The organism is Desulfoplanes sp. PS50 (assembly GCF_053851535.1).
Genome location: NZ_JBSPZA010000028.1, coordinates 1 through 18,729, shown reverse-complemented (window position 1 = coordinate 18,729; position 18,729 = coordinate 1). Strand labels below are relative to the sequence as shown.

General features: G+C 52.5%; 18 protein-coding genes. 14 read left to right on the top strand and 4 right to left on the bottom strand.

Annotated features, from left to right (window positions below):
* Nucleotides 1–240 precede the first annotated feature (240 nt).
* From ACTVJH_RS12240 to ACTVJH_RS12230, 3 genes are all read left to right on the top strand, one after another.
* Nucleotides 241–723, top strand: a complete 483-nt coding sequence (locus ACTVJH_RS12240; RefSeq protein WP_455991148.1) for a LexA family protein — start codon at nucleotides 241–243, stop codon at nucleotides 721–723.
* A 1-nt stretch (nucleotide 724) separates the two neighbouring features.
* A complete protein-coding gene (locus ACTVJH_RS12235; RefSeq protein WP_455991145.1) occupies nucleotides 725–2,023 on the top strand; it encodes a Y-family DNA polymerase in 1,299 nt (432 codons plus the stop codon).
* Nucleotides 2,024–2,342: 319 nt separating this feature from the next.
* Nucleotides 2,343–2,567 (top strand): addiction module protein, encoded by a 225-nt coding sequence (locus ACTVJH_RS12230; RefSeq protein WP_455991142.1) that lies wholly within the window; start codon nucleotides 2,343–2,345, stop codon nucleotides 2,565–2,567.
* 445 nt (nucleotides 2,568–3,012) lie between these two features.
* On the opposite strand, the gene ACTVJH_RS12225 is transcribed toward ACTVJH_RS12230, so the two are convergent.
* From ACTVJH_RS12225 to ACTVJH_RS12215, 3 genes are all read right to left on the bottom strand, one after another.
* Complete coding sequence (locus ACTVJH_RS12225) at nucleotides 3,013–3,825, bottom strand: nucleotidyl transferase AbiEii/AbiGii toxin family protein (RefSeq protein WP_455991139.1); 813 nt, start codon at nucleotides 3,823–3,825, stop codon at nucleotides 3,013–3,015.
* Between the two features lie 98 nt (nucleotides 3,826–3,923).
* Complete coding sequence (locus ACTVJH_RS12220; RefSeq protein WP_455991136.1) at nucleotides 3,924–4,514, bottom strand: type IV toxin-antitoxin system AbiEi family antitoxin domain-containing protein; 591 nt, start codon at nucleotides 4,512–4,514, stop codon at nucleotides 3,924–3,926.
* Nucleotides 4,515–4,799: 285 nt separating this feature from the next.
* A complete protein-coding gene (locus tag ACTVJH_RS12215) occupies nucleotides 4,800–5,111 on the bottom strand; it encodes a hypothetical protein (protein ID WP_455991133.1) in 312 nt (103 codons plus the stop codon).
* 797 nt (nucleotides 5,112–5,908) lie between these two features.
* Here ACTVJH_RS12215 and ACTVJH_RS12210 point away from each other — a divergent pair.
* The 10 genes from ACTVJH_RS12210 to ACTVJH_RS12165 all read left to right on the top strand — a co-directional run bounded on the left by ACTVJH_RS12210 (nucleotide 5,909) and on the right by ACTVJH_RS12165 (nucleotide 16,086).
* On the top strand, nucleotides 5,909–6,124 hold the full coding sequence (locus tag ACTVJH_RS12210; protein WP_455991130.1) for a hypothetical protein: 216 nt from the start codon (nucleotides 5,909–5,911) through the stop codon (nucleotides 6,122–6,124).
* A 675-nt stretch (nucleotides 6,125–6,799) separates the two neighbouring features.
* On the top strand, nucleotides 6,800–7,309 hold the full coding sequence (locus tag ACTVJH_RS12205) for a TspO/MBR family protein (RefSeq protein ID WP_455991127.1): 510 nt from the start codon (nucleotides 6,800–6,802) through the stop codon (nucleotides 7,307–7,309).
* A 183-nt stretch (nucleotides 7,310–7,492) separates the two neighbouring features.
* On the top strand, nucleotides 7,493–9,538 hold the full coding sequence (locus ACTVJH_RS12200; protein ID WP_455991124.1) for a copper-translocating P-type ATPase: 2,046 nt from the start codon (nucleotides 7,493–7,495) through the stop codon (nucleotides 9,536–9,538).
* A 302-nt stretch (nucleotides 9,539–9,840) separates the two neighbouring features.
* A complete protein-coding gene (locus ACTVJH_RS12195; protein WP_455991121.1) occupies nucleotides 9,841–10,194 on the top strand; it encodes a PAS domain-containing protein in 354 nt (117 codons plus the stop codon).
* A 113-nt stretch (nucleotides 10,195–10,307) separates the two neighbouring features.
* Nucleotides 10,308–11,183: an EamA family transporter gene (locus ACTVJH_RS12190; RefSeq protein WP_455991118.1), complete on the top strand. Its 876-nt coding sequence runs from the start codon at nucleotides 10,308–10,310 to the stop codon at nucleotides 11,181–11,183.
* Between the two features lie 31 nt (nucleotides 11,184–11,214).
* Nucleotides 11,215–12,063, top strand: coding sequence for a carbon-nitrogen hydrolase family protein (locus tag ACTVJH_RS12185; protein WP_455991114.1), 849 nt, complete (start codon nucleotides 11,215–11,217; stop codon nucleotides 12,061–12,063).
* 331 nt (nucleotides 12,064–12,394) lie between these two features.
* Nucleotides 12,395–13,801, top strand: a complete 1,407-nt coding sequence (locus ACTVJH_RS12180; RefSeq protein WP_455991111.1) for a GGDEF domain-containing protein — start codon at nucleotides 12,395–12,397, stop codon at nucleotides 13,799–13,801.
* Nucleotides 13,802–13,916: 115 nt separating this feature from the next.
* The gene (locus tag ACTVJH_RS12175) at nucleotides 13,917–14,246 is read left to right on the top strand and encodes a DUF4282 domain-containing protein (protein ID WP_455991108.1); all 330 of its coding nucleotides are present in this window, start codon (nucleotides 13,917–13,919) and stop codon (nucleotides 14,244–14,246) included.
* Nucleotides 14,247–14,369: 123 nt separating this feature from the next.
* Nucleotides 14,370–15,911, top strand: a complete 1,542-nt coding sequence (locus ACTVJH_RS12170; RefSeq protein WP_455991105.1) for a GNAT family N-acetyltransferase — start codon at nucleotides 14,370–14,372, stop codon at nucleotides 15,909–15,911.
* A 4-nt stretch (nucleotides 15,912–15,915) separates the two neighbouring features.
* Entirely contained in the window at nucleotides 15,916–16,086 is a 171-nt protein-coding gene (locus ACTVJH_RS12165; protein WP_455991102.1) for a hypothetical protein, read from the top strand.
* Between the two features lie 9 nt (nucleotides 16,087–16,095).
* Here the strand turns inward: ACTVJH_RS12165 and ACTVJH_RS12160 are convergent, their stop codons facing one another.
* Nucleotides 16,096–17,694 (bottom strand): diguanylate cyclase, encoded by a 1,599-nt coding sequence (locus ACTVJH_RS12160; RefSeq protein WP_455991099.1) that lies wholly within the window; start codon nucleotides 17,692–17,694, stop codon nucleotides 16,096–16,098.
* Between the two features lie 430 nt (nucleotides 17,695–18,124).
* On the opposite strand from ACTVJH_RS12160, the gene ACTVJH_RS12155 reads away from it, so the two are divergent.
* Nucleotides 18,125–18,670, top strand: a complete 546-nt coding sequence (locus tag ACTVJH_RS12155; protein WP_455991096.1) for a class I SAM-dependent methyltransferase — start codon at nucleotides 18,125–18,127, stop codon at nucleotides 18,668–18,670.
* The last annotated feature ends 59 nt before the right edge of the window (nucleotides 18,671–18,729 follow it).

Genomic DNA, 18,729 nt, shown 5'->3' with positions numbered 1-18,729 from the left:
AAAACCCCCTGTGTCCGGAAAGTTGTCGCCTGGGCTCTCAATCATATTTTGAAAATGCCGGCATGAGAGCCGGTTCTTGCCAAAAGAAGTTCCCCATCCTGTGATCCTGCTCCAAAATTTACCCCCCACTTTTGACAATAACCGTGGGTGACAAAAAGTGATTGCCTTCTCCAGGGGCCTACCTGCATAAGGGAATCTCCAGCACACGAACCACGTCCTTGAACAAGCTCACGCATCTCCATGAAATCCAATACAATAAAATTCAAACCATCCAATCCATCCAAAGCGTCCGCGTTCCTGACCCTTCTCGGTCGGGCCGTGATCGATCCCGAGACCAGGGCCGAATTCCCCCTGGTCCTGCACAATGCCCCTGCGGGATTTCCATCACCGGCTGATGACTATATCGAAAACACCCTGGACCTGAACGAATACCTGATCGACAATCCGGTTGCCACGTTCATGATGCGGGTGTCCGGGAATTCCATGCTCGGGGCCGGGATCAACGACAAGGACGTGATCATTGTGGATCGGTCCAAAGAAGCATTGCCAGGCAAGATCGTGGTTGCGGTTCTGGATGGGGAACTCACGGTCAAACGGCTGGAAAAATCGAGAAATGGATATGTGCTTGTGCCGGAGAATCCGGACTTTCAGCCTATTATGGTCGAGGACGAGCAGGAACTGGTCATCTGGGGGGTGGTCACCGGCATTGTGAGGCGGTTCTGAAATGGGTTCGTTTACAGCCCCCCTGACCAATGACTTTTTCGCCCTGGTCGATTGCAACAATTTCTATGTTTCGTGCGAACGGGTCTTTGATCCCAAACTCGTGAACAAACCCGTGGTGGTGCTCTCCAACAACGACGGCTGCGTAATCGCCCGGTCCAACGAGGCCAAGGCGCTGAATATCCCCATGGGTGCGCCCGCCTTCAAGTTCAAGCATCTTTTCTGTCAGAACAAGGTTCGGGTATTTTCGTCCAATTACAGCCTGTACGGCGACATGTCCTCCCGGGTCATGACCACCCTGGCCCACTTCTGCCCGGATATCGAAATCTATTCCATTGATGAATCCTTTCTGTTTTTCCGATCCACCGATCCGGCAAAGCTCATGGACATGGGGCGGGCCATCAGAAAAACAGTGTTCGCCTGGACCGGAATTCCGGTTTCCGTGGGATTTGCACGGACCAAAACCCTGGCCAAGGTCGCCAACCATCTGGCCAAGAAGCATTCGGACACAAGCGGGGTCTGCGTTCTGGATACCCCCAGCCAGATCCGTGACGGGCTTTCCCGGACCGAAATCGGGGATATATGGGGAATCGGCAGACGCTACGAAAAATTTCTGCAGGCCAAGCATATCCTCACCGCATCCGATCTTACTGACATGCCGCACCCCTGGATCCAGAGGCACCTTAAAATCACCGGTCTGCACACCGTTCTGGAACTCGGCCAGATTCCCTGCATCCCTCTGGAACAGGCCCCGCCCCCACCCAAGAGCCTGGTGTGCTCCCGTTCTTTCGGCACCGGGATCAACGATCTTGAAAGCCTCCAGGAAGCCCTGGCATCCTATGTTGTCCGAGCTGGTGAGAAATTACGCCGAAAAAAGCTTACCGCCGGATGCGTTCATGTATTCCTGTCCACCAATCGGTTCAGGCCGGAATCCCAGTACGCCAGATCAGGCTGCCTCCCGCTTATGCCCGCCACATCGTACACCCCGGATATTCAGACCAAGGCACAGGCCGTCCTGGAAAAAATCTTTCGCCCCGGGTACACCTTCCAAAAGGTCGGGGTCATGCTCACCGATCTGGCCACCTCTTCCAACCGGCAACGCTCCTTTTTCGATCCATCCGAAAAAGAGCGCTCCAGACAGCAGGGACTCATGGCCGTCATGGACAGCATCAACACCCATTACGGCAATGCCACCGTCACCCTGGCGTCGGCGGGTCTGGGACACAAAAAATGGCATATGCGCCGGAAATTCCTTTCCAAACGATATACCACATCCTGGGATGAACTGGCCGTGGTCAGATAATCCGAAAAACCATAAGTTGACTCCAAAACCAATCCCCCCCCCAACCATGTCTCCCCTGTTGACACATAGTACCCCGCAATCTACTTGCACAATGAGAGAGATCCGAGAGACAGCAAGGTTCTCAAAGCGGCTCCTTTCTCAAGGACCGAAGGCCTTGGCCAGATGCCGGATTCAGAACAGAATCGATAGACCGTAGACTCGCAACGGGCAATGTGAGGGAGGTAGATCTTGGTGGAGAAAGCGTCAAAGATCCGGGTTGCGGAGCTGCATTTTGTAGGCTATTTTTAAAAGAAGCAAAACAAAAAACGAGGTTGACCAGATGACAGCCACAGCCGAGAGGGTTCTCAACGATGCCCTCGCCCTGCCACCCATCGAGAGGGCAGAACTGATTCAGCGTCTTTTCCAGAGTTTTGATGTTCAGGCGGACAACCAGATCGAAACTGCCTGGACGGAAGAGATTGAATCCAGGATCGAAGCATACGACAAAAAATTACTCACGGCTTCCCCTGCTGAGGAGGTCCTGTCCAGGATCAATCAGCGATGAAAATACTCGTCCTCTCATGTGCGGAAGAGGAATTCGCTGAAGCCGTTGATTACTATAATGAACAGCGTCCGGGCTTGGGCTTTGAATTTGCGTCTGAAGTACAACGTACATTCGAACGAATACGACGCCATCCAGAGGCATGGCCGGTTTTTTCATATCGAACCCGGAGATGTCTCACCGACCGTTTTCCCTTCGGCGTACTCTACCAGGTTCGCACTGATTTCATCTTGGTAGGAGCCATAATGCATCTCAAACGTGATCCGACACGATGGCAGCAGCGAGAAGCCAAAGTTTTCGGGGAGCCTCAAGTGTAAATGGATATAAAAGTTCTTGTCATACCCCTGTGTTAGGGAAGTTGTCGCCTCTTTTAAAATTCATTTGAAGGAACCAGAAGGAAACTGCTTGAGAAAAAGACTTTGTACTCGTTGAGCAAAATTGCCAAAAATTATGACGAGCGATCGGTCCAGGGACCAGGTGCAGTCCAGATCATTGGAGGTACTGCATCAGATGCATCTAGCCGTAATACGGGGTCAAGAAATTCCTTCACGGCCAAAACGATTTTCTGAAACGATGTCGGCAGATGATCCTGCTGGAGGCGTTTTCGAAACGCGGACCATTGTCCCTGCCTGGAAACAGAAAAAGCCTGTCCAAAAGCTGTAATTTCAGCCGGTAGAGGCGTACCCCTGTGTTCAAGGGTAATCCGAAGAGCCTCTCCCAGTTCGGGGCCATGGAAATCGTACTGGCGAGATAGAAGCCAAATGTCGTAAAAGTCTTTTATGCGACTGTTCACCATTCCAAGCTTTACCATGGCCTCGAATTTTTCAGCTACAGCACTTTCCAAACTATAACAAAGCATGGTTGGTGGCGAAAAATCCAGCATCGTTGGGAGTGTTTTCTCAATAGGGTTGGGGTAAATGATATCGCCAAAACCAATATCCACTTGCATCCCAATCCGAGCGGTATCCAATGCTGCTCGAAACCGAAGCCGTATTCCGGTATAGTCGGCATCCTCTGTAATTTTTTCAAGACGGATCGACCGGGCGTCAAAAACGATCCCATCCGCTTCAACGGGTTGCAACATGATCTGCCGGAATTGGTCTGTTATCAGAGCCTCTTCATTGCTTGTTCGCCCGAGCATATCAATGTCCATGGTGGGGCGAAACTCAGGCAAACGCCATGCCCTGAGCATCAGGGCTCCCTTGAGAATAAACCGATGAGCATGGGCTGAGCATGTCAGGCGATAAAGAAACCGTTCCATGGCATAATACTGCAGGAGTTCATTAAATGGCCTTTTATCGCTTCTTGCCCGGTTGAGAAGGCGCTAGCGAACGGATGCCGCGATATTTTTGGGCGGCTTCATACGAGTGCCTCCAGATAAGGAAAAAGAATCTTTTCAACACGGCAGACCCTGGCATATTCAAGAAGCAGATCAATTTTGGTTTTTTTGCGCTCACGGTATCGCTTCAATGCTTCCAGGGTCACGTCCATGCCGATTTTTTCCCGAAATTTGAAGCAGTCTGCCAGGGTTTTTTCCACGCTATAAATCTTGACCTGGATACCGTCTATCCGGTGCTCTTCGATCCCAGCTTCGTACGATTGCTGCGAAAATCGGTAAACCGTGATTGGGGGCTGATCAATGGACGGCGGGCGGGATTTTCTCGGAATCGCTATGGATACACGATGGGGAATCTGCGTTGTGATTTCATGAAAGTGCAGGGCTGAAATAAGACAGACGACAGCCTTGGGGCACCGCAAGGCAATGGTCACCAAATCCGGGTTGCTCAGAGCAGGCAGCTCCACCAGCCGATAAACCCCTCTGCTGACTTGTTCGATCTCGCCCTTGTCTCGTAGCGAATAGAGTGTGTACCGACTGATCCCCGCTTCGAGAGCATCACGCATCCGAAGTTGCCCACCTCGTGAACGAAAGATATCTTTTGGATTTTTCATACGCAATTACGTACAAATCGTATATACATATTCATAAGTAACAACACTTTGTCTGGACTTGTCTCATAAAGCAAGTAAAAATTGCGTTGATACTCTTTGCTGTAAAGCAAGGGCTGCTGGTGTGAGCCAAAGAATCCAGGACCAGCGAGAGGTATCCCCTGTGTCAGGGAAATTATCGCATGAGCAGCATCACCCCAGGGTATCTCTCAAATCCATATAAACAAAGATTTCTTCGGACATACACCTGCTCTTAAAGACGTAGCATACGGTTCATTACGGGATGACTTATAATTTGAGCCCTCTGGCCCTCTTGGGGAGGCTTTCCTCCTCCAGGGCCAATCCGACAGGATCATTGCGGATATCGGCAAGATCCATCCATTGGACGCCAAGCCCCAGGGCAAAGATGACCCCGGCGTAATTGCCCATGCTCACCCCTGGATCACCCTTCTGGATCTTGGCCAGGGTTTCACGGCTGATACCGGCCCGGTCAGCCACCACAGTCATCTTGAGTCGTCGACGTAACCGTGCTTTGCGAAGATCTTCACCGAGCTTGCGCAGCCCGCGCCGTACGGAAATGGAAGGAGGTCTTTTTGACATAATGACTTATATTCTAGGCTAAAATTTATCTTATGACTAATATTACAGCCTTTAAAAAAACATTGTCAATCACCTGCCCCCTGACTGCACCCAGTTCATCCCTGGCCTCAAGGATCTCGTCGTTCGGTCGCATAAAATGAGGTTCACCCGAGAAAGGCCGCCACAAGCCGAACCTTCTGGCCCTTTTGGAATAATTTTCCTCATTCAGGGCCATTCCCAACTTTTTCCCAAAAAAATCAAAAAGTTGTCTAGCTATCTCGAGTAAAAAATTCGGTTCATCCGGCAATAGCGTACTTGCAGGCCATCAGCTGTCAGTCCCTTTTGGGAAGCAACACTGTCGATGGTGCGTTGAACAGATCCCCCACCCTGGCAAGGGCGGGGTTAGGGGCGGGTCGTGTCATCGATCCCTTCCTCCAGCTGTTTGAAACCCTCCCCCAGCCCCTCCCTGAACTACGGGAGGGGGGCTACAGCGTCCATGTACTCGTTATCTTTGGGTGTACCCGAAGATGTGCTTCCACAATGCCTACAGGCAGCTGGATTCGAGATGAAAAGTACCCTTTTGCCGGATGAGCCAAAAATTCTTTACATGAAAGTTCAGGCCATTTCCCATATCAACACCACTTGCAGATTCCTGACAACAAATCTATGATTGAAAAAATCCCACCTGAAGTCATTCGCCGAAGATTTGTTGCGGGGCTAAATAATTTCAACACTATCTACAAACCCATCGTGAGTACCTGGCAATACTACGACAACAACGGGACAATCCCGGTTCTGATAGACCACGGAGAAAATGCATGACCTCCCAAACGACCCAAAAACAAACCCCATTGCCTCCCGACGTCCAGGCAGCATATAATGCCCTCAAGCGAGCCGCCCTCAAAGCCAGACTGATTGCAAAACAAACAGGCACGTACCTTGTTTACGTTGAGAACGGAAAGATCATCAAAGAAATACCATCTGACACCGTCCCCCCGAATAAAGATTTGGGACAGAACGGAGATACCCCCTAAAAGTATCTCGTATTTCTAATTTTAGAGGGTATCATGTACGTCTTTTACCATAGTCTTCCCCCTGCGTCAGGAAAAATGTCGCCTCATCGGACATCCGCCAAAAAAGGACCTGACAGGGGCTGGAAATTCCTTCCCATAAATTTCAACCACCTTTTTTGCCAATCACAGCGAAGGGATAGCTGCATGTTTTCTTCCCAAAAAATCTAGCCTATTTCTAGCCTTCTCGCCGAGCCCTATGCCAACCTATTGATTTTATTCACCGCATGCACGCCCTTCACAGCCAGTGAAATGCGCCAGAAATCGGAAATATCTTATGTTTTTTCAGTTAGTTATAACGAAATAACCGGTCCGTGAGAGCGTGGATGGGGTTCAGGGGGTCGGAGGTTCAAATCCTCTCATCCCGACCAAAAAAGCTTTAAACCCCAAGGCGTTATCAAAAGGCCACTTTCGAAAGAAAGTGGCCTTTTTTTGCATCCATGTACCAATCATGTACCAAACGTGATTTACCCCTGCGCTCCACGACGTAGCATACGGTTCGCTACGGAACGAGTCACAATGCGAGCCCTCTGACCCCTTTGCAAAGATTTTCCTCATTCAGCGCCATTCCCGACTTTTCCCCAAGGAACATCGACAAAATTCAAGACGATACCTTGCGTCGTACGCAAAGATAATGCTATGGACCAGGCCATTATGAGTAAACTCAATACGAAGCAACAAGCCCTGGCATTAGTGATGAGCCTCACCATCTGCTATGCTGTCTCTTTTGTCGGTGCCATGGCCTCTATCAATGCAAAGCAATTCTACGCATCACTTGTTCAGCCGTCCTGGTCTCCCCCCGGCTGGCTTTTCGGGCCGGTCTGGATAATCCTGTATACGATGATGGGTCTTTCGGCCTGGATGATCTGGCGCAAAAATGGTTTCAATGCCCACAGAAGCAGCCTGCTGCTCTATTTGTTCCACCTCATACCAAATGCCCTCTGGGGCTGGCTGTTTTTCTCGTGGCACCTGGGCGCAGCATCATTCATCAACATCATAGTTCTCTGGCTTCTCATCCTTATCACAATCTTTGCATTCTTCCGCATCAACAAGCCTGCAGCAATGTTGCTCGTACCCTATTTATGCTGGGTATCTTTCGCCGCAGCGTTGAACTATGCGCTTTGGCTGAATAATCCCGCCATACTTTGATCATACCTCTGCTTGCCTATTGCAGGATCAGTCAGGGGCCCTGCGGGATATTGATCCAGGCGAAATCTGCCACTTAAGCTGCTGAGGTATCAGTAGCCTTCGATGCGGTCGATACCGAAACAGGTCGCGTCTCCCAGTAAGGAACACGGGAACAGGCAAAAAACTACTTTGAAAGGATATGGCATGGAAAAACATTCAGAACATACTCACAATGATCATACTCACCAGCAAAATCATGAGCATACCCAGCATCACCATCATGAGCAAAGCTCCCATGACCATTCCAGTCACCATGCCATGATGATTCGGGATTTCCGGAAAAGGTTCTGGGTATCGTTGATTATGACATTCCCCATATTGGTGCTCTCACCAATGATTCAGAACGTACTGGGGTATGAGATCTCATTGAAGCACATCGAGTATGTGCTTTTCGGCCTTTCGGCATTTGTCTATTTCTATGGAGGCTGGCCGTTCCTTACCGGTCTGGCAGATGAACTGAAAAAGAAACAGCCAGGCATGATGACATTGATTGCCGTGGCCATAACAGTAGCTTTCGGCTACAGCTCTGCCACAACCTTCGGCCTGGAGGGCAAAAAGTTTTTCTGGGAGCTGGCATCGTTAATCGATATCATGCTGCTGGGACACTGGATTGAAATGAAATCCGTTATGAGCGCATCCCGTTCCCTGCAAAAACTCATTGCCCTGATGCCGGCCGAAGCTCATTTGAAAATAGATGGAACGATCAAAGATATTAAGGTGGATGAGCTGAAAAAAAATGACATGGTGCTGGTGCGTCCCGGAGAGCAAATTCCCGTTGACGGCATAATTACCGAAGGGGAAAGCTCGATTAACGAATCGATGGTGACCGGCGAATCAAAACCGGTTAAAAAAAGAAAAGATGAAAAGGTCATCAGCGGCACAATCAATGGAAACAGCTCGCTGACGATACGCGTGCAGCAGGTCGGCGATGACGCCTATTTGAATAAGGTCGTTGCCATGGTGCGCGAGGCCCAGAAAACAAAATCAAAAACACAGCACCTGGCCGACCGCATCGCCTTCTGGTTGACCATCACTGCACTCACCGTCGGGTTTTGCACCCTGGCCGCGTGGGTGATCCTTGGCCAGCCCTTTGTTTTTGCCCTGGAACGCATGGCCAGCGTGATGGTGATTACCTGTCCGCACGCCCTCGGGCTTGCTGTACCGCTTGTCGTTGCTATCTCTATTTCCCAGGCAGCGCAAAAGGGCCTGCTCATTCGCAATCGCACAGCTTTTGAAAACGCGCGAAAAATCAGCCTGCTGGCATTCGATAAAACCGGTACGCTCACCAGGGGTAATTTCGGTGTAACCCGGTTTGGTTCACTGACCGACACTCTGGATGACGACGAAATACTGCGGCTTGCGGGCGCATTGGAAGCCAAATCGGAACATCCCCTGGCTGCGGGTATCATGGACAAAATAAAGGATGCAGGCATAAAAATACCCGAAGCGGATACCTTCCATGCCATCACCGGGCAAGGCATCGAGGCCGTTGTGGAAAATAAAAAAGTGAAGGTGGTAGGTCCGGGATACGTCAGGGAACACCACATGGATATTCCAGAAACTGTCTCTCACTATGGACAGGAAACTGTGGTTTTTCTGATCGTCGATGACCAATTGGCAGGTTTTATCGACATGGCAGACGAAATCCGCCCGGAATCGTACGAGGCCGTGAAGCTATTGAAAAAGAACGGCCACAAAGTGTACATGATGACAGGTGACAATGAGAAAGTGGCCAAAAGTGTGAGCGACGAACTGGGTCTCGATGGGTATTTCTCGGGAATACTGCCCGAGGAGAAGTTGGAACAAATTAAAGAATTTCAGAAAAATGGAGAGTTTGTCGCCATGGCAGGCGACGGCATCAATGACGCTCCTGCCCTTGCAGCGGCTGATGTCGGCATTGCGGTCGGTTCAGGTACAGATATCGCAGCCGAAACAGCCGACATCATCCTGGTAAACAGCAACCCGAAAGACATTGCATCTTTAATAGTTTTTGGAAAAGAAACCTACAAAAAAATGGCACAGAACTTTGTCTGGGCAACAGGTTACAATCTTTTTGCAATTCCCTTGGCCGCTGGAGTTCTGTATAGTAAAGGTATAGTGATCAATCCAGCTATGGGAGCCGTGTTAATGAGCTTGAGCACGATTATCGTGGCAATTAACGCACAACTTCTAAAAAGAAAATTGACATAAGCTGCATCTTGATTTTTGTATCTGCTCACAACACCCTTCAGATCATGCAGACAAGCGGTACCCGTTGAGCATTTCGTGGTGTTTTGAAACCACAGTAAAAAATACATCCAGACGCAATGCGAACCTTCGTTGACCGTCATTTGCCCCCTGCGTCAGGCAAGTCATCGCCCCATCGAACATCCATCAAAAAGAGGACCTGACAGGGTGACCCTGCTACAAACTTGTGTACGTGGAGTTAAACGCCTATCCTGACGACCAATCTGGATCAGGATAGGCGATTCTTTTTCTCAAGGAGGTTATAGATGTCCGAAAAAATAGATTTTGAACAGATAGTGAGGGAGATATCCCAGGTGGTGATTGTCCTGGACCCGGAGCTGACTATTGTCTGGGCCAACAAAAAGGCGGCGGAAGTGGCCGGGACCGATCCGGTGGGACGGAAATGTCACAAGCTGTACATGGATAAGGACATTCCCTGTGACGGCTGCCACACCCTGAAGACCTTTACCACGGGCGAAACCATACCCAATACGAGCACGGTCAAATACGAGGACGGCCGGGAAAGGTATTTTGACGGGTTTACAACCGTTGTGGGAAGAGACGAACAGGGCAGGATCACCCTGGTCGGCGAGATAGCCGGAGAAGTGCCCACGCTCTGATTGAATAGAGACCCAACTAACTGCATTTCACGTAAATCCCATGCCAGGAATTGCATCATGGGACGCGTCCCCCACGTTCAACCGAGAGCATCTCATCAGAAACGGTGGAGACAATGGCGATTGTGAGTAAGGTATTCGTGGCGCTGGCAGCCTTATGCTGGGGTTTATCAGGCGGGATCGGCGGGATGCTCATGGCCGATGGATGGGATCCGTTTGTGGTCTCCTTCTACCGGGGTGCCATCGGGTTGGCAGTTGTTCTCGTCTGGCTGGCGGTGCGCCCGCGCAACAGCGGTCTGGGAAATCCCCGAGTATGGTTCTGGTCGGCGATCGCCGGACTCGGCGTAGCCGGCAATTTCGCGTTCTATTTCGTGAGCATCGCAGAAGGCAGTGTCGCGGTTGCGGCAACACTCATGTACTGTGCCCCGGTGTTCGTCTATCTGATCTCCTTCACCCTTAAACTCGAACACCCCACTCTGTTCAAATTGGCCTCCATCTTCATGGTCATGCTTGGCATTGTCTTGCTCACACGGATTTACGAGACCGGAACCGGCAGTGTCACACTGATTGGGGCTGGGGCGGGTCTGCTCTCCGGGCTGTCCTATGCGATATTCATTTTCGGCTTCAAATATGCGGCACCTCACGGGAGCCCTCAGGCGATTCTCGTGATCGCTTTTGCAGCACTGGTCTGCATACTCATCTGGCCGGGTGATGGTGAGCAACTCGTGGCGGTTTTGAGCACCCCGATCTGGCCGCTCTTTGTTATCCTGGGGGTGCTTGGCGCGGGATTGTCCTTTATTCTCTATATCGTCGGCCTCCACCATACCGCGCCGACCGTGGCCTCGATCCTGGCAATGGTTGAGCCGATCACCGCGTCGCTATTTGGCGTCGTGGTGTTGCATGAAAACCTGGTCAGCCTGCAGATACTTGGCATGGGACTGATCCTATTCACAGTGACAGCACTAAGCGTTTCAAGCGCACGTCAAACATAACCTGAATAATCACGCCAAGAGAGGTGTCCGCATGTCTGAAATACTTCACGTCGGGCTGATTCAAATGGAGATCAGTCCGGATACCGACAAAAATATCGATGTCTTCGCAGAAAAAGCCACTGCCCTGTGTGCCGATCCGCGACACCCACAACTCGTCATAGGGGTTGAATTTGGAATCGCCCCGAACCGCATCGAGAGGCCCGACGGCCCGGCCATGCAGCGTCTGGGACGTCTTGCAGCCGAGTTGGGCGTATGGCTGGTGCCGGGAAGCCTCAAGATGGCCGAACCGGGCGGGAAATTCAGCAACGCTGCACCGGTCTTTGACCCGACAGGCACCTTGGCCGGAATATATAAAAAAATGGTGCCGTGGGATACCGATCTGGAAAAGGGTACCGTTCCGGGTCGAGACTACCATGTTTTTGATATTGCAGAACCAAAGGTCCGATTTGGCCTTCAGATCTGCTTTGATGCCGATTTTCCGGAAATCAGCCGCACACTCACCCTGATGGGAGCCGAGGTTTTGATCCAGCTTTCCATGGATCCTGACAGCATTCCAAAAAGCTACCAGCATATCAAGTATGCCCGGGCCATAGAGAATCAGGCCTACTACATCTATATGAACGGTGCCTGCGACTATCACCACTACCATTTGGCCGGGGGATCCCTGGTCATTTCACCGGAGGGAAACTGTTTGTTCGAAGCCGGTGAACGCCCCACCTCCACCATAGTCAGCCTGGATCTGGACAGGCTCCGTCACTGCAGACGACATGGCAGTTGGGATCAAGTGGCCCAGCTCCAGGCCCTGCGCGATTACGCCCCTCAACAACCCTGGGCCGGACGCGAGCAGGCAAGCGAGGTGTTTCAGCGGCACCCCTTTTGAAATATGGGCAGCCCCTGGAACAACAAGAGAGACGTGCTCTGCGAACAAACGCATACGGGACAGACAGACAATACGGTCCCGGCCCTCAAACGATCCCCACATCCGCAACCTTCTGCGCAGTGTCCTGGACGCTGCGCACTTTTTTTCCCTCCCGTCTTTTGGGCAGAGCGATGCACGATCCATGCGTATTGCCGGCACATCCGACCCTGAAACCATGAAAAGTTACTTGCTTTTTCCATGAGATAACCACACAAGAACATTCAAAATCAATCAGAAACAATCAGTATTCTCGCATTGTATACACAAGCCTGCACGGGGATGGGAGCAACAGGTGAAAAAGGCGTTTCGTCACATTCGGATCATGGTCACGCTGCTGGTCCTGCTTATCGCTCTGTCCGCATATTTCATTCTCTATATGCCCATGCGTGACGCCGTGCGACAGCTCATGCTGGACAATTTTGTCATCTCGGCGAACGCGATCGCGGACAATGCGGTCACGGTTATCGATCGATGCAGAGAGGGAGCGGCGACCCTGTCCAGCAGGACCATGCTCAAACGAAACATGCTCGCCTTTCATGAGGGCAGGCTTTCCTGGGAGGCACTGGCAAGCTACCATCACGACCGGTATAATGAAGGGGCTGCTGCCCTGACGCATCTGACCAGTGCCGTGCGTATCATGGATGGCCGCATTTTGGCGGCCGTCGGCACCCCCCTTGAACCGGACCACTGCCTTGGAGAGCACTTCAGGACCAGGACGCTTCGATTCGACTTTGACCCGCCCCAGGATCCCGACAAAGGGCGCAACGATCAATGTGCCGTGTCGCTGACCGTGCAATCACCCATCAAGGAATCAGGCCTGATCCTGGGACATGATTATGCCTGCTTTGATCTGTGCGGCGTTTTTTCGGAACTGCAGACCCAGGACATTCATTTTACCATTGTCCCGGCCGAGGAGGCGAACAGGCTGAGGGCCGCGACGCCAGTGTCTTTTGCCCGCCAATCCCCTGATCTCTTCAGGACAGCGACCGATATCGGACTGGTCCGGTTCCTCCCGGACGCGGATGCCGCCGTCCTGGTGAGCACAGGGTATACGTCCCTGTTCGCGTCCAGCACGAAATTGGCTTTTGTGAACCTCTTTCCGTTTCTGGGTATGCTGATCGTCCTTGTTGTCGGGTCAAACATTTTCATCGTCGTTATCCTGCACCGGCTGCTCAAGGATCTCCAATGCAGCCGGGACACCTACCGAAAACATTCCCAACAGGACGCCCTTACCGGACTTCTTTCCCGAAGGGGACTCGACCGCTGGGTGGAGAACGACCTGGCCAGGGAATCCGCGACCTTTACGGTGGTGATGGTGGACCTGGACTACTTCAAGGAGATCAACGACAATTTCGGACACGAACAGGGGGATGCCGCCCTGAAGCAGCTGGCGAAAATCATCGGCAACACCCTGCGCGCGGATGATCTGGCCGTGCGCTATGGCGGAGACGAATTTCTGCTTGTTCTGCGCCGCACCACTGCAGCGGCTGCCTCGGCTGTGGTACGACGGCTGGAAAAAGCCCTTGCCCGGATAGCCTTTCACGGACAGGGCCTGCAGATATCCTGGGGACTGTGCGAGGCGGACAAGCGGCCTGTCACCCGGGACATCTTTGCAAGCATGGTCCGCAGGTCCGACCAGGACATGTACCGGATGAAGCAGGAACACAAAAAACAGCAGAAGCGAATCTCCCGGGAGTAATCGCTTTTTCATTCATGGCACACCAGCTGGTGATCGTTTGCACGAACCACAAAGGCCGTTTGCAGAATCCCGGCGATCAGGCTGACACCTCATCCGGGAATCAAGGGGTGAAACAATGGATGTACACGCAGTGACGGAATTTCTCAGGTTTGAGAAATTTATCAGCAAAGAGGCGCTGATCGTCTTCTATTACCTCGGCGCCCTCATCCTTCCCGGCCTGCTCATCTTCTTGGCACAACAGGCCGCACACAGATTCCGTCTTGGGGATGCGGCGCGTACGGCCGGAAAGGATATCCTCTGGAACACACTGGATGGAAATCACAAACTCAAACTGACCATCGCCTTTGTGGCGTGTCTGCTGCTCATGGAACTCTTTTGGCGCATGCTCTTTGAATTTTTGATCGCCTATATGCAGATCCATGACGCCTTGCTGCATCTCTCGTGAAAGACGCATGCATTCGGTCCTGAAACGTGTTTCAGGGCCGGATGATTTTTCATCTGCCACTGCTGACGGGCGTATTGCCATCGTCTCTTTGGGCAGACTTCCCACAACCGGCAGGAGCTTCCCATGGACTTCGACACCCCGGCTGAACACAAACTGCACCTTCGCAATCTGCATATTGAGGATTACGATCACATCCGTGCCATCATGGAACGGGTCTACCGGAATGTGGATTCTCCCTGGACCAGGGAACAGATCAAAGCGATGATCGAACGGTTTCCCGAAGGCCAGATCTGCATCGAGGACAAGGGACAGACCGTTGCCGTGGCTTTGGCCCTGATCATTGATTTTTCCGAATACGGCGACAGGCATACCTATCTGGAGGTCATTGGCGAGGGTACCCTGGAAAATCATGATCCGGACGGAGATTCCCTCTACGGGATCGAGGTCTTTGTCGATCCCGACTACCAGGGCATGCGTCTGGGCCGCAGGCTCTACGATGCCCGCAAGGAGTTGTGCGAAAAGCTCAATCTCCGGGCGATCATTGTCGGGGGACGCATCCCGGGGTACCGCAAATACAAGGACGAACTCACGCCCCAGGAATACATCAAACGGGTCACCCGCAAGGAGATCCACGACCCGGTGCTCTCCTTCCAGCTTTCAAACGATTTCCACATCCGCAAACTTCTGCGCGGCTATTATCCCGAGGATCATCAATCCGCGGGCAACGCGGTTCTCCTGGAGTGGACCAACATCTACTACGAGGCCAAAACCCGTCTCATCGGCGGGCGCAAAACCGTGGTCCGTCTGGGCGCGGTCCAGTGGCAGATGCGCAGATTTGCCTCGTTCGACGATTTTCTCCAGCAGGTGGAATTCTTCGTGGACACGGTCTCGGACTATGAGGCGGACCTGGTCCTCTTTCCCGAGCTGTTCAACGCCCCGCTCATCGCCCAGTTCGAGGACGACAGCCCGCCCGAGGCCATGCGCAAGCTCGCCGGGTACACCGAGACCCTGCGCGAGGAGCTCATGCGCCTGGCACTGGCCTATAACATCAATATCGTCACCGGATCGATCCCTGAATATCGGGACCACAAACTCTACAATGTCTCTTTTCTCTGCCGCCGGGACGGCACCTGGGACGCCCAGTACAAGCTGCATATCACCCCGGACGAACGGGGATCCTGGGGACTGTTCGGGGGCGAGCGGCTCAGGGTCTTTCAGACCGATATCGGCAAGATTGGCATCCTCATCTGCTACGACATCGAGTTTCCCGAGCTGGCCCGCATCCTGGCCGCCCAGGGCGTGAACATCATCCTGGTCCCCTTCTGGACGGACACCAAGAATGCCTACCTGCGGGTACGCCGGTGCGCCCAGGCCCGGGCCATTGAAAACGAATGCTATGTGGTCATCTCCGGCAGCGTGGGCAATATCCCCAAGGTGGAGACCATGGGGATCCAGTATTCCCAATCCGCCATCTTCACCCCCTCGGATTTCGCCTTTCCCCATGACGCCATAGCCGCTGAAACCACGCCCAACACCGAGACCACACTGATCGCGGATCTCGACCTGGATCTGCTCAAGGAATTGCGCCGGCACGGCAGTGTCCGCAATCTGGAAAGCCGCCGCCGGGATCTCTATTCCCTGGAATGGCTGAATAAACAGCGCTGAGGACATGGCCACAGTTCTGATCCTGCCCATTGCCCGGTCTGCGTCTTTCATCCTCTCTCTGCCCTTGCGTGAGGCCGTGGGGCATTTCGTGCTGGTGATCGCTCCTCAAAAACCACAAAGGCCGTTTGCAGATGCTGCAAACGGCCTTTGTGGTTTTCCGTCCAACCGGCAATGAAATCCGTATTCAGGAACAGGCAATGGAAACAATCCGGTTGCGCCCCTGTTCCTTGGCCTGGAGCAATCCCTGATCAGCCCGTTTGAGCAGCGCGTCGGCAGAATCATCCGGGCAGAGTTCGGTCGCCCCAAAACTCGCGGTTACCCTTCCTACCGGGGGAAAATGATGGGTCTCTATGGCTGTGCGCAATTTTTCCGCCAGGGTCAGGGTCGCATCGAGTCCCGTTTCCGGGACCAGAACCACAAACTCCTCACCGCCCCATCGAGCCAGGATATCCGTGCGACGAACAGATGTCCGCACGACCTGCGCGACCGCCTTCAAGACCTCGTCCCCCACATCGTGCCCATGGATATCATTGACCCGCTTGAAATGATCGATATCGAAGATAATCAGTGACAAACGCATCTGATACCGACGGGCCCTTTGCACCTCGGCACTCAGGGTTTCATCGAAGCACAACCGGTTACCGATACCGGTCAGGGTGTCCCTGCGGGCCAGACGATCCTTTTCCCGGACCAGATTTTCAGCCGTGCCCAGAAGCCGGTTGAACCCGTCGGCAATGACGTCCAGCTCATCGCCTGTTTTCAGGGAGATACGGTGGGCCAGATCGTTGGTCGTTATGACGTGGTCGATATCCGCGACCAGTCGTCCAAAGGGCTTGAGAATGTTTCTTAAGGTCGACAGGGACAGATAGAAAAGCGTACAGACCAGTATGACCAATGCGACGGACAAAAAAATGATGCGTACCCGATTGGCCTGTACGGTCTCTGCCGTTTCCTGGGCAACGAGCGTATGTGCTTCGAGCACTGCTTTTTTCAGGCTGTCCACGGCCTGGGTAGCCCGATGGAACCACATCTCCGGATCGTCCATTTTTTTGAGAAGATTTCCCTGATCCAGGGATGAGGCCAGGGCAAAAAACTCCCGGTAGGTCTCCCTTTCGATCTCCTTTCCGGAGAGTTCAAGGGAACTCAAGGCTGCTGATCGAGAAAATTCATTCAGGGCCGCGTCAAAACGCAGCCAGGACATGTGGACAAAATTCCTGACGCTGATCTCCTCAAAAAGGGCCATATAAACCATGCCTCGCGTCTGGGCGACAAATTCCATGGCATTGACCAGCGAAAAAAGTGCCCGCAAATCCTGGTTCAGACGCAGACACCCGGAAAACCGCACCCTGGCCAGGGAGTCGATCATGGTTTCAATGAGTCTGGTATAAAAGAAGAAGGTCTCGCTCCCTGTCACCTGCGAGGCGAGAATCTTCTCCCGAAATCCGCGCAATGCTTGAAGCGTGTCGGACCCTTCGGCCAAGGACCGCGTGCAGGCAGCATCAGTGGCCTCCATCCTGGAAAGGATATCCGGAAAAAGACTCTGATGACCTTCGGCCAGATACCCGACAGTCTTACCCCGCTCGATCTGGAGGTTGTAGATCACCTCCAGCAGCTGGTGAGATCGCTGCAGCTTCTCGGCCATATCCCGCTGCCGGTCGTAACTCTCCATCTGGGAGCGCAGGATCAGAAAAATCGAAACCAGTATCCCCAAAATGGCCATCGATCCAAGGACGATAATCCGCTGTCGAATGCTCAGTCGCATCAAATGTTCTTTTTGTCTCATGGTTGCTCGGAGAAAAATCTGTACGTTATCGGAACAAACAAATCATCCAGAACCGCACACCGGCGGCAGATACTCGCTACGATCAGAACGTAGATTTGTCCATTGCCATGACCTTCCAATTCCTGCCACGACCTGAGAAGATAAGCTTTTTATCCCGGTGTCTTTTCTTGCCATTATCCGCTGGGTTCACTAAAATGCCAACACAATTCTTTTCCCTGGCCACCGCTGATCGATCTGCGGAGGAAAAAAAGTAAATCATGAAATCATCAATTGGCCCCAGGCACAGCAACTCGTGCTTAATAGACAAAGAATTGCACACACAGAGATACATAAATCATTTTTTACGAAACTATAAAAAATACTGTCGATAGTTCTGGCAACACTGTGGATAAACACTCCTTCAACATCTTTATCCCATAAGGACATGTACATGGGTACCGAGGATACCTCCATTCACGATTTCGATTATGCACTGATCTGTGACTATTTTTCCACTCTGGACCGCCAGGGGCCGGGAAGCCCGGAAGTAACGGCAAAGGCCCTTGAATGTATCGACAATCTGACCAGCGAGTCCAGAATTGCCGATATCGGATGCGGGACCGGCGGGCAGACCCTGGTTCTGGCCGAACACGCTCCCGGTCGGATCACCGCCCTGGATCTATTCCCCGAATTCATTGCCATCCTTGAAGATCGTGTCCGCACTGCAGGTCTTCAGGACAGGATCAAAGGAGTGGTCGGGTCCATGGAGGCGCTGTCCTTTCAAGACGGAGAACTCGATCTGATATGGTCCGAAGGGGCCATCTACAATATCGGATTTGAGCGAGGCATCAACGAATGGCACAGGTTTCTGAAAAAGGGAGGGTTTCTGGCAGTGTCCGAGGCGTGCTGGTTCGCGGAAGAGCGACCCGAGGAGAGGTCTCCACGGCGGCCTCCAGGGCGGCCTCCACAGCGGAATGATACTTCATGTCGCCAGTGACGAACACGTCCGCCCCGGCCCATGCGCGGGGCTATTGGACCCTTTCCGGCCCGCAGCCA

Excerpts from the sequence above, each read along its gene's own strand:
- ACTVJH_RS12160 (WP_455991099.1), bottom strand. The coding sequence starts at position 17,694 with ATGAGACAAAAAGAACATTTGATGCGACTGAGCATTCGACAGCGGATT.
- ACTVJH_RS12205 (WP_455991127.1), top strand. The coding sequence starts at position 6,800 with ATGGACCAGGCCATTATGAGTAAACTCAATACGAAGCAACAAGCCCTG.
- ACTVJH_RS12220 (WP_455991136.1), bottom strand. The coding sequence starts at position 4,514 with ATGAAAAATCCAAAAGATATCTTTCGTTCACGAGGTGGGCAACTTCGG.
- ACTVJH_RS12175 (WP_455991108.1), top strand. The coding sequence starts at position 13,917 with ATGGATGTACACGCAGTGACGGAATTTCTCAGGTTTGAGAAATTTATC.
- ACTVJH_RS12200 (WP_455991124.1), top strand. The coding sequence starts at position 7,493 with ATGGAAAAACATTCAGAACATACTCACAATGATCATACTCACCAGCAA.
- ACTVJH_RS12195 (WP_455991121.1), top strand. The coding sequence starts at position 9,841 with ATGTCCGAAAAAATAGATTTTGAACAGATAGTGAGGGAGATATCCCAG.
- ACTVJH_RS12185 (WP_455991114.1), top strand. The coding sequence starts at position 11,215 with ATGTCTGAAATACTTCACGTCGGGCTGATTCAAATGGAGATCAGTCCG.
- ACTVJH_RS12225 (WP_455991139.1), bottom strand. The coding sequence starts at position 3,825 with ATGGAACGGTTTCTTTATCGCCTGACATGCTCAGCCCATGCTCATCGG.
- ACTVJH_RS12240 (WP_455991148.1), top strand. The coding sequence starts at position 241 with ATGAAATCCAATACAATAAAATTCAAACCATCCAATCCATCCAAAGCG.
- ACTVJH_RS12235 (WP_455991145.1), top strand. The coding sequence starts at position 725 with ATGGGTTCGTTTACAGCCCCCCTGACCAATGACTTTTTCGCCCTGGTC.
- ACTVJH_RS12170 (WP_455991105.1), top strand. The coding sequence starts at position 14,370 with ATGGACTTCGACACCCCGGCTGAACACAAACTGCACCTTCGCAATCTG.
- ACTVJH_RS12190 (WP_455991118.1), top strand. The coding sequence starts at position 10,308 with ATGGCGATTGTGAGTAAGGTATTCGTGGCGCTGGCAGCCTTATGCTGG.
- ACTVJH_RS12165 (WP_455991102.1), top strand. The coding sequence starts at position 15,916 with ATGGCCACAGTTCTGATCCTGCCCATTGCCCGGTCTGCGTCTTTCATC.
- ACTVJH_RS12215 (WP_455991133.1), bottom strand. The coding sequence starts at position 5,111 with ATGTCAAAAAGACCTCCTTCCATTTCCGTACGGCGCGGGCTGCGCAAG.
- ACTVJH_RS12230 (WP_455991142.1), top strand. The coding sequence starts at position 2,343 with ATGACAGCCACAGCCGAGAGGGTTCTCAACGATGCCCTCGCCCTGCCA.
- ACTVJH_RS12155 (WP_455991096.1), top strand. The coding sequence starts at position 18,125 with ATGGGTACCGAGGATACCTCCATTCACGATTTCGATTATGCACTGATC.
- ACTVJH_RS12210 (WP_455991130.1), top strand. The coding sequence starts at position 5,909 with ATGACCTCCCAAACGACCCAAAAACAAACCCCATTGCCTCCCGACGTC.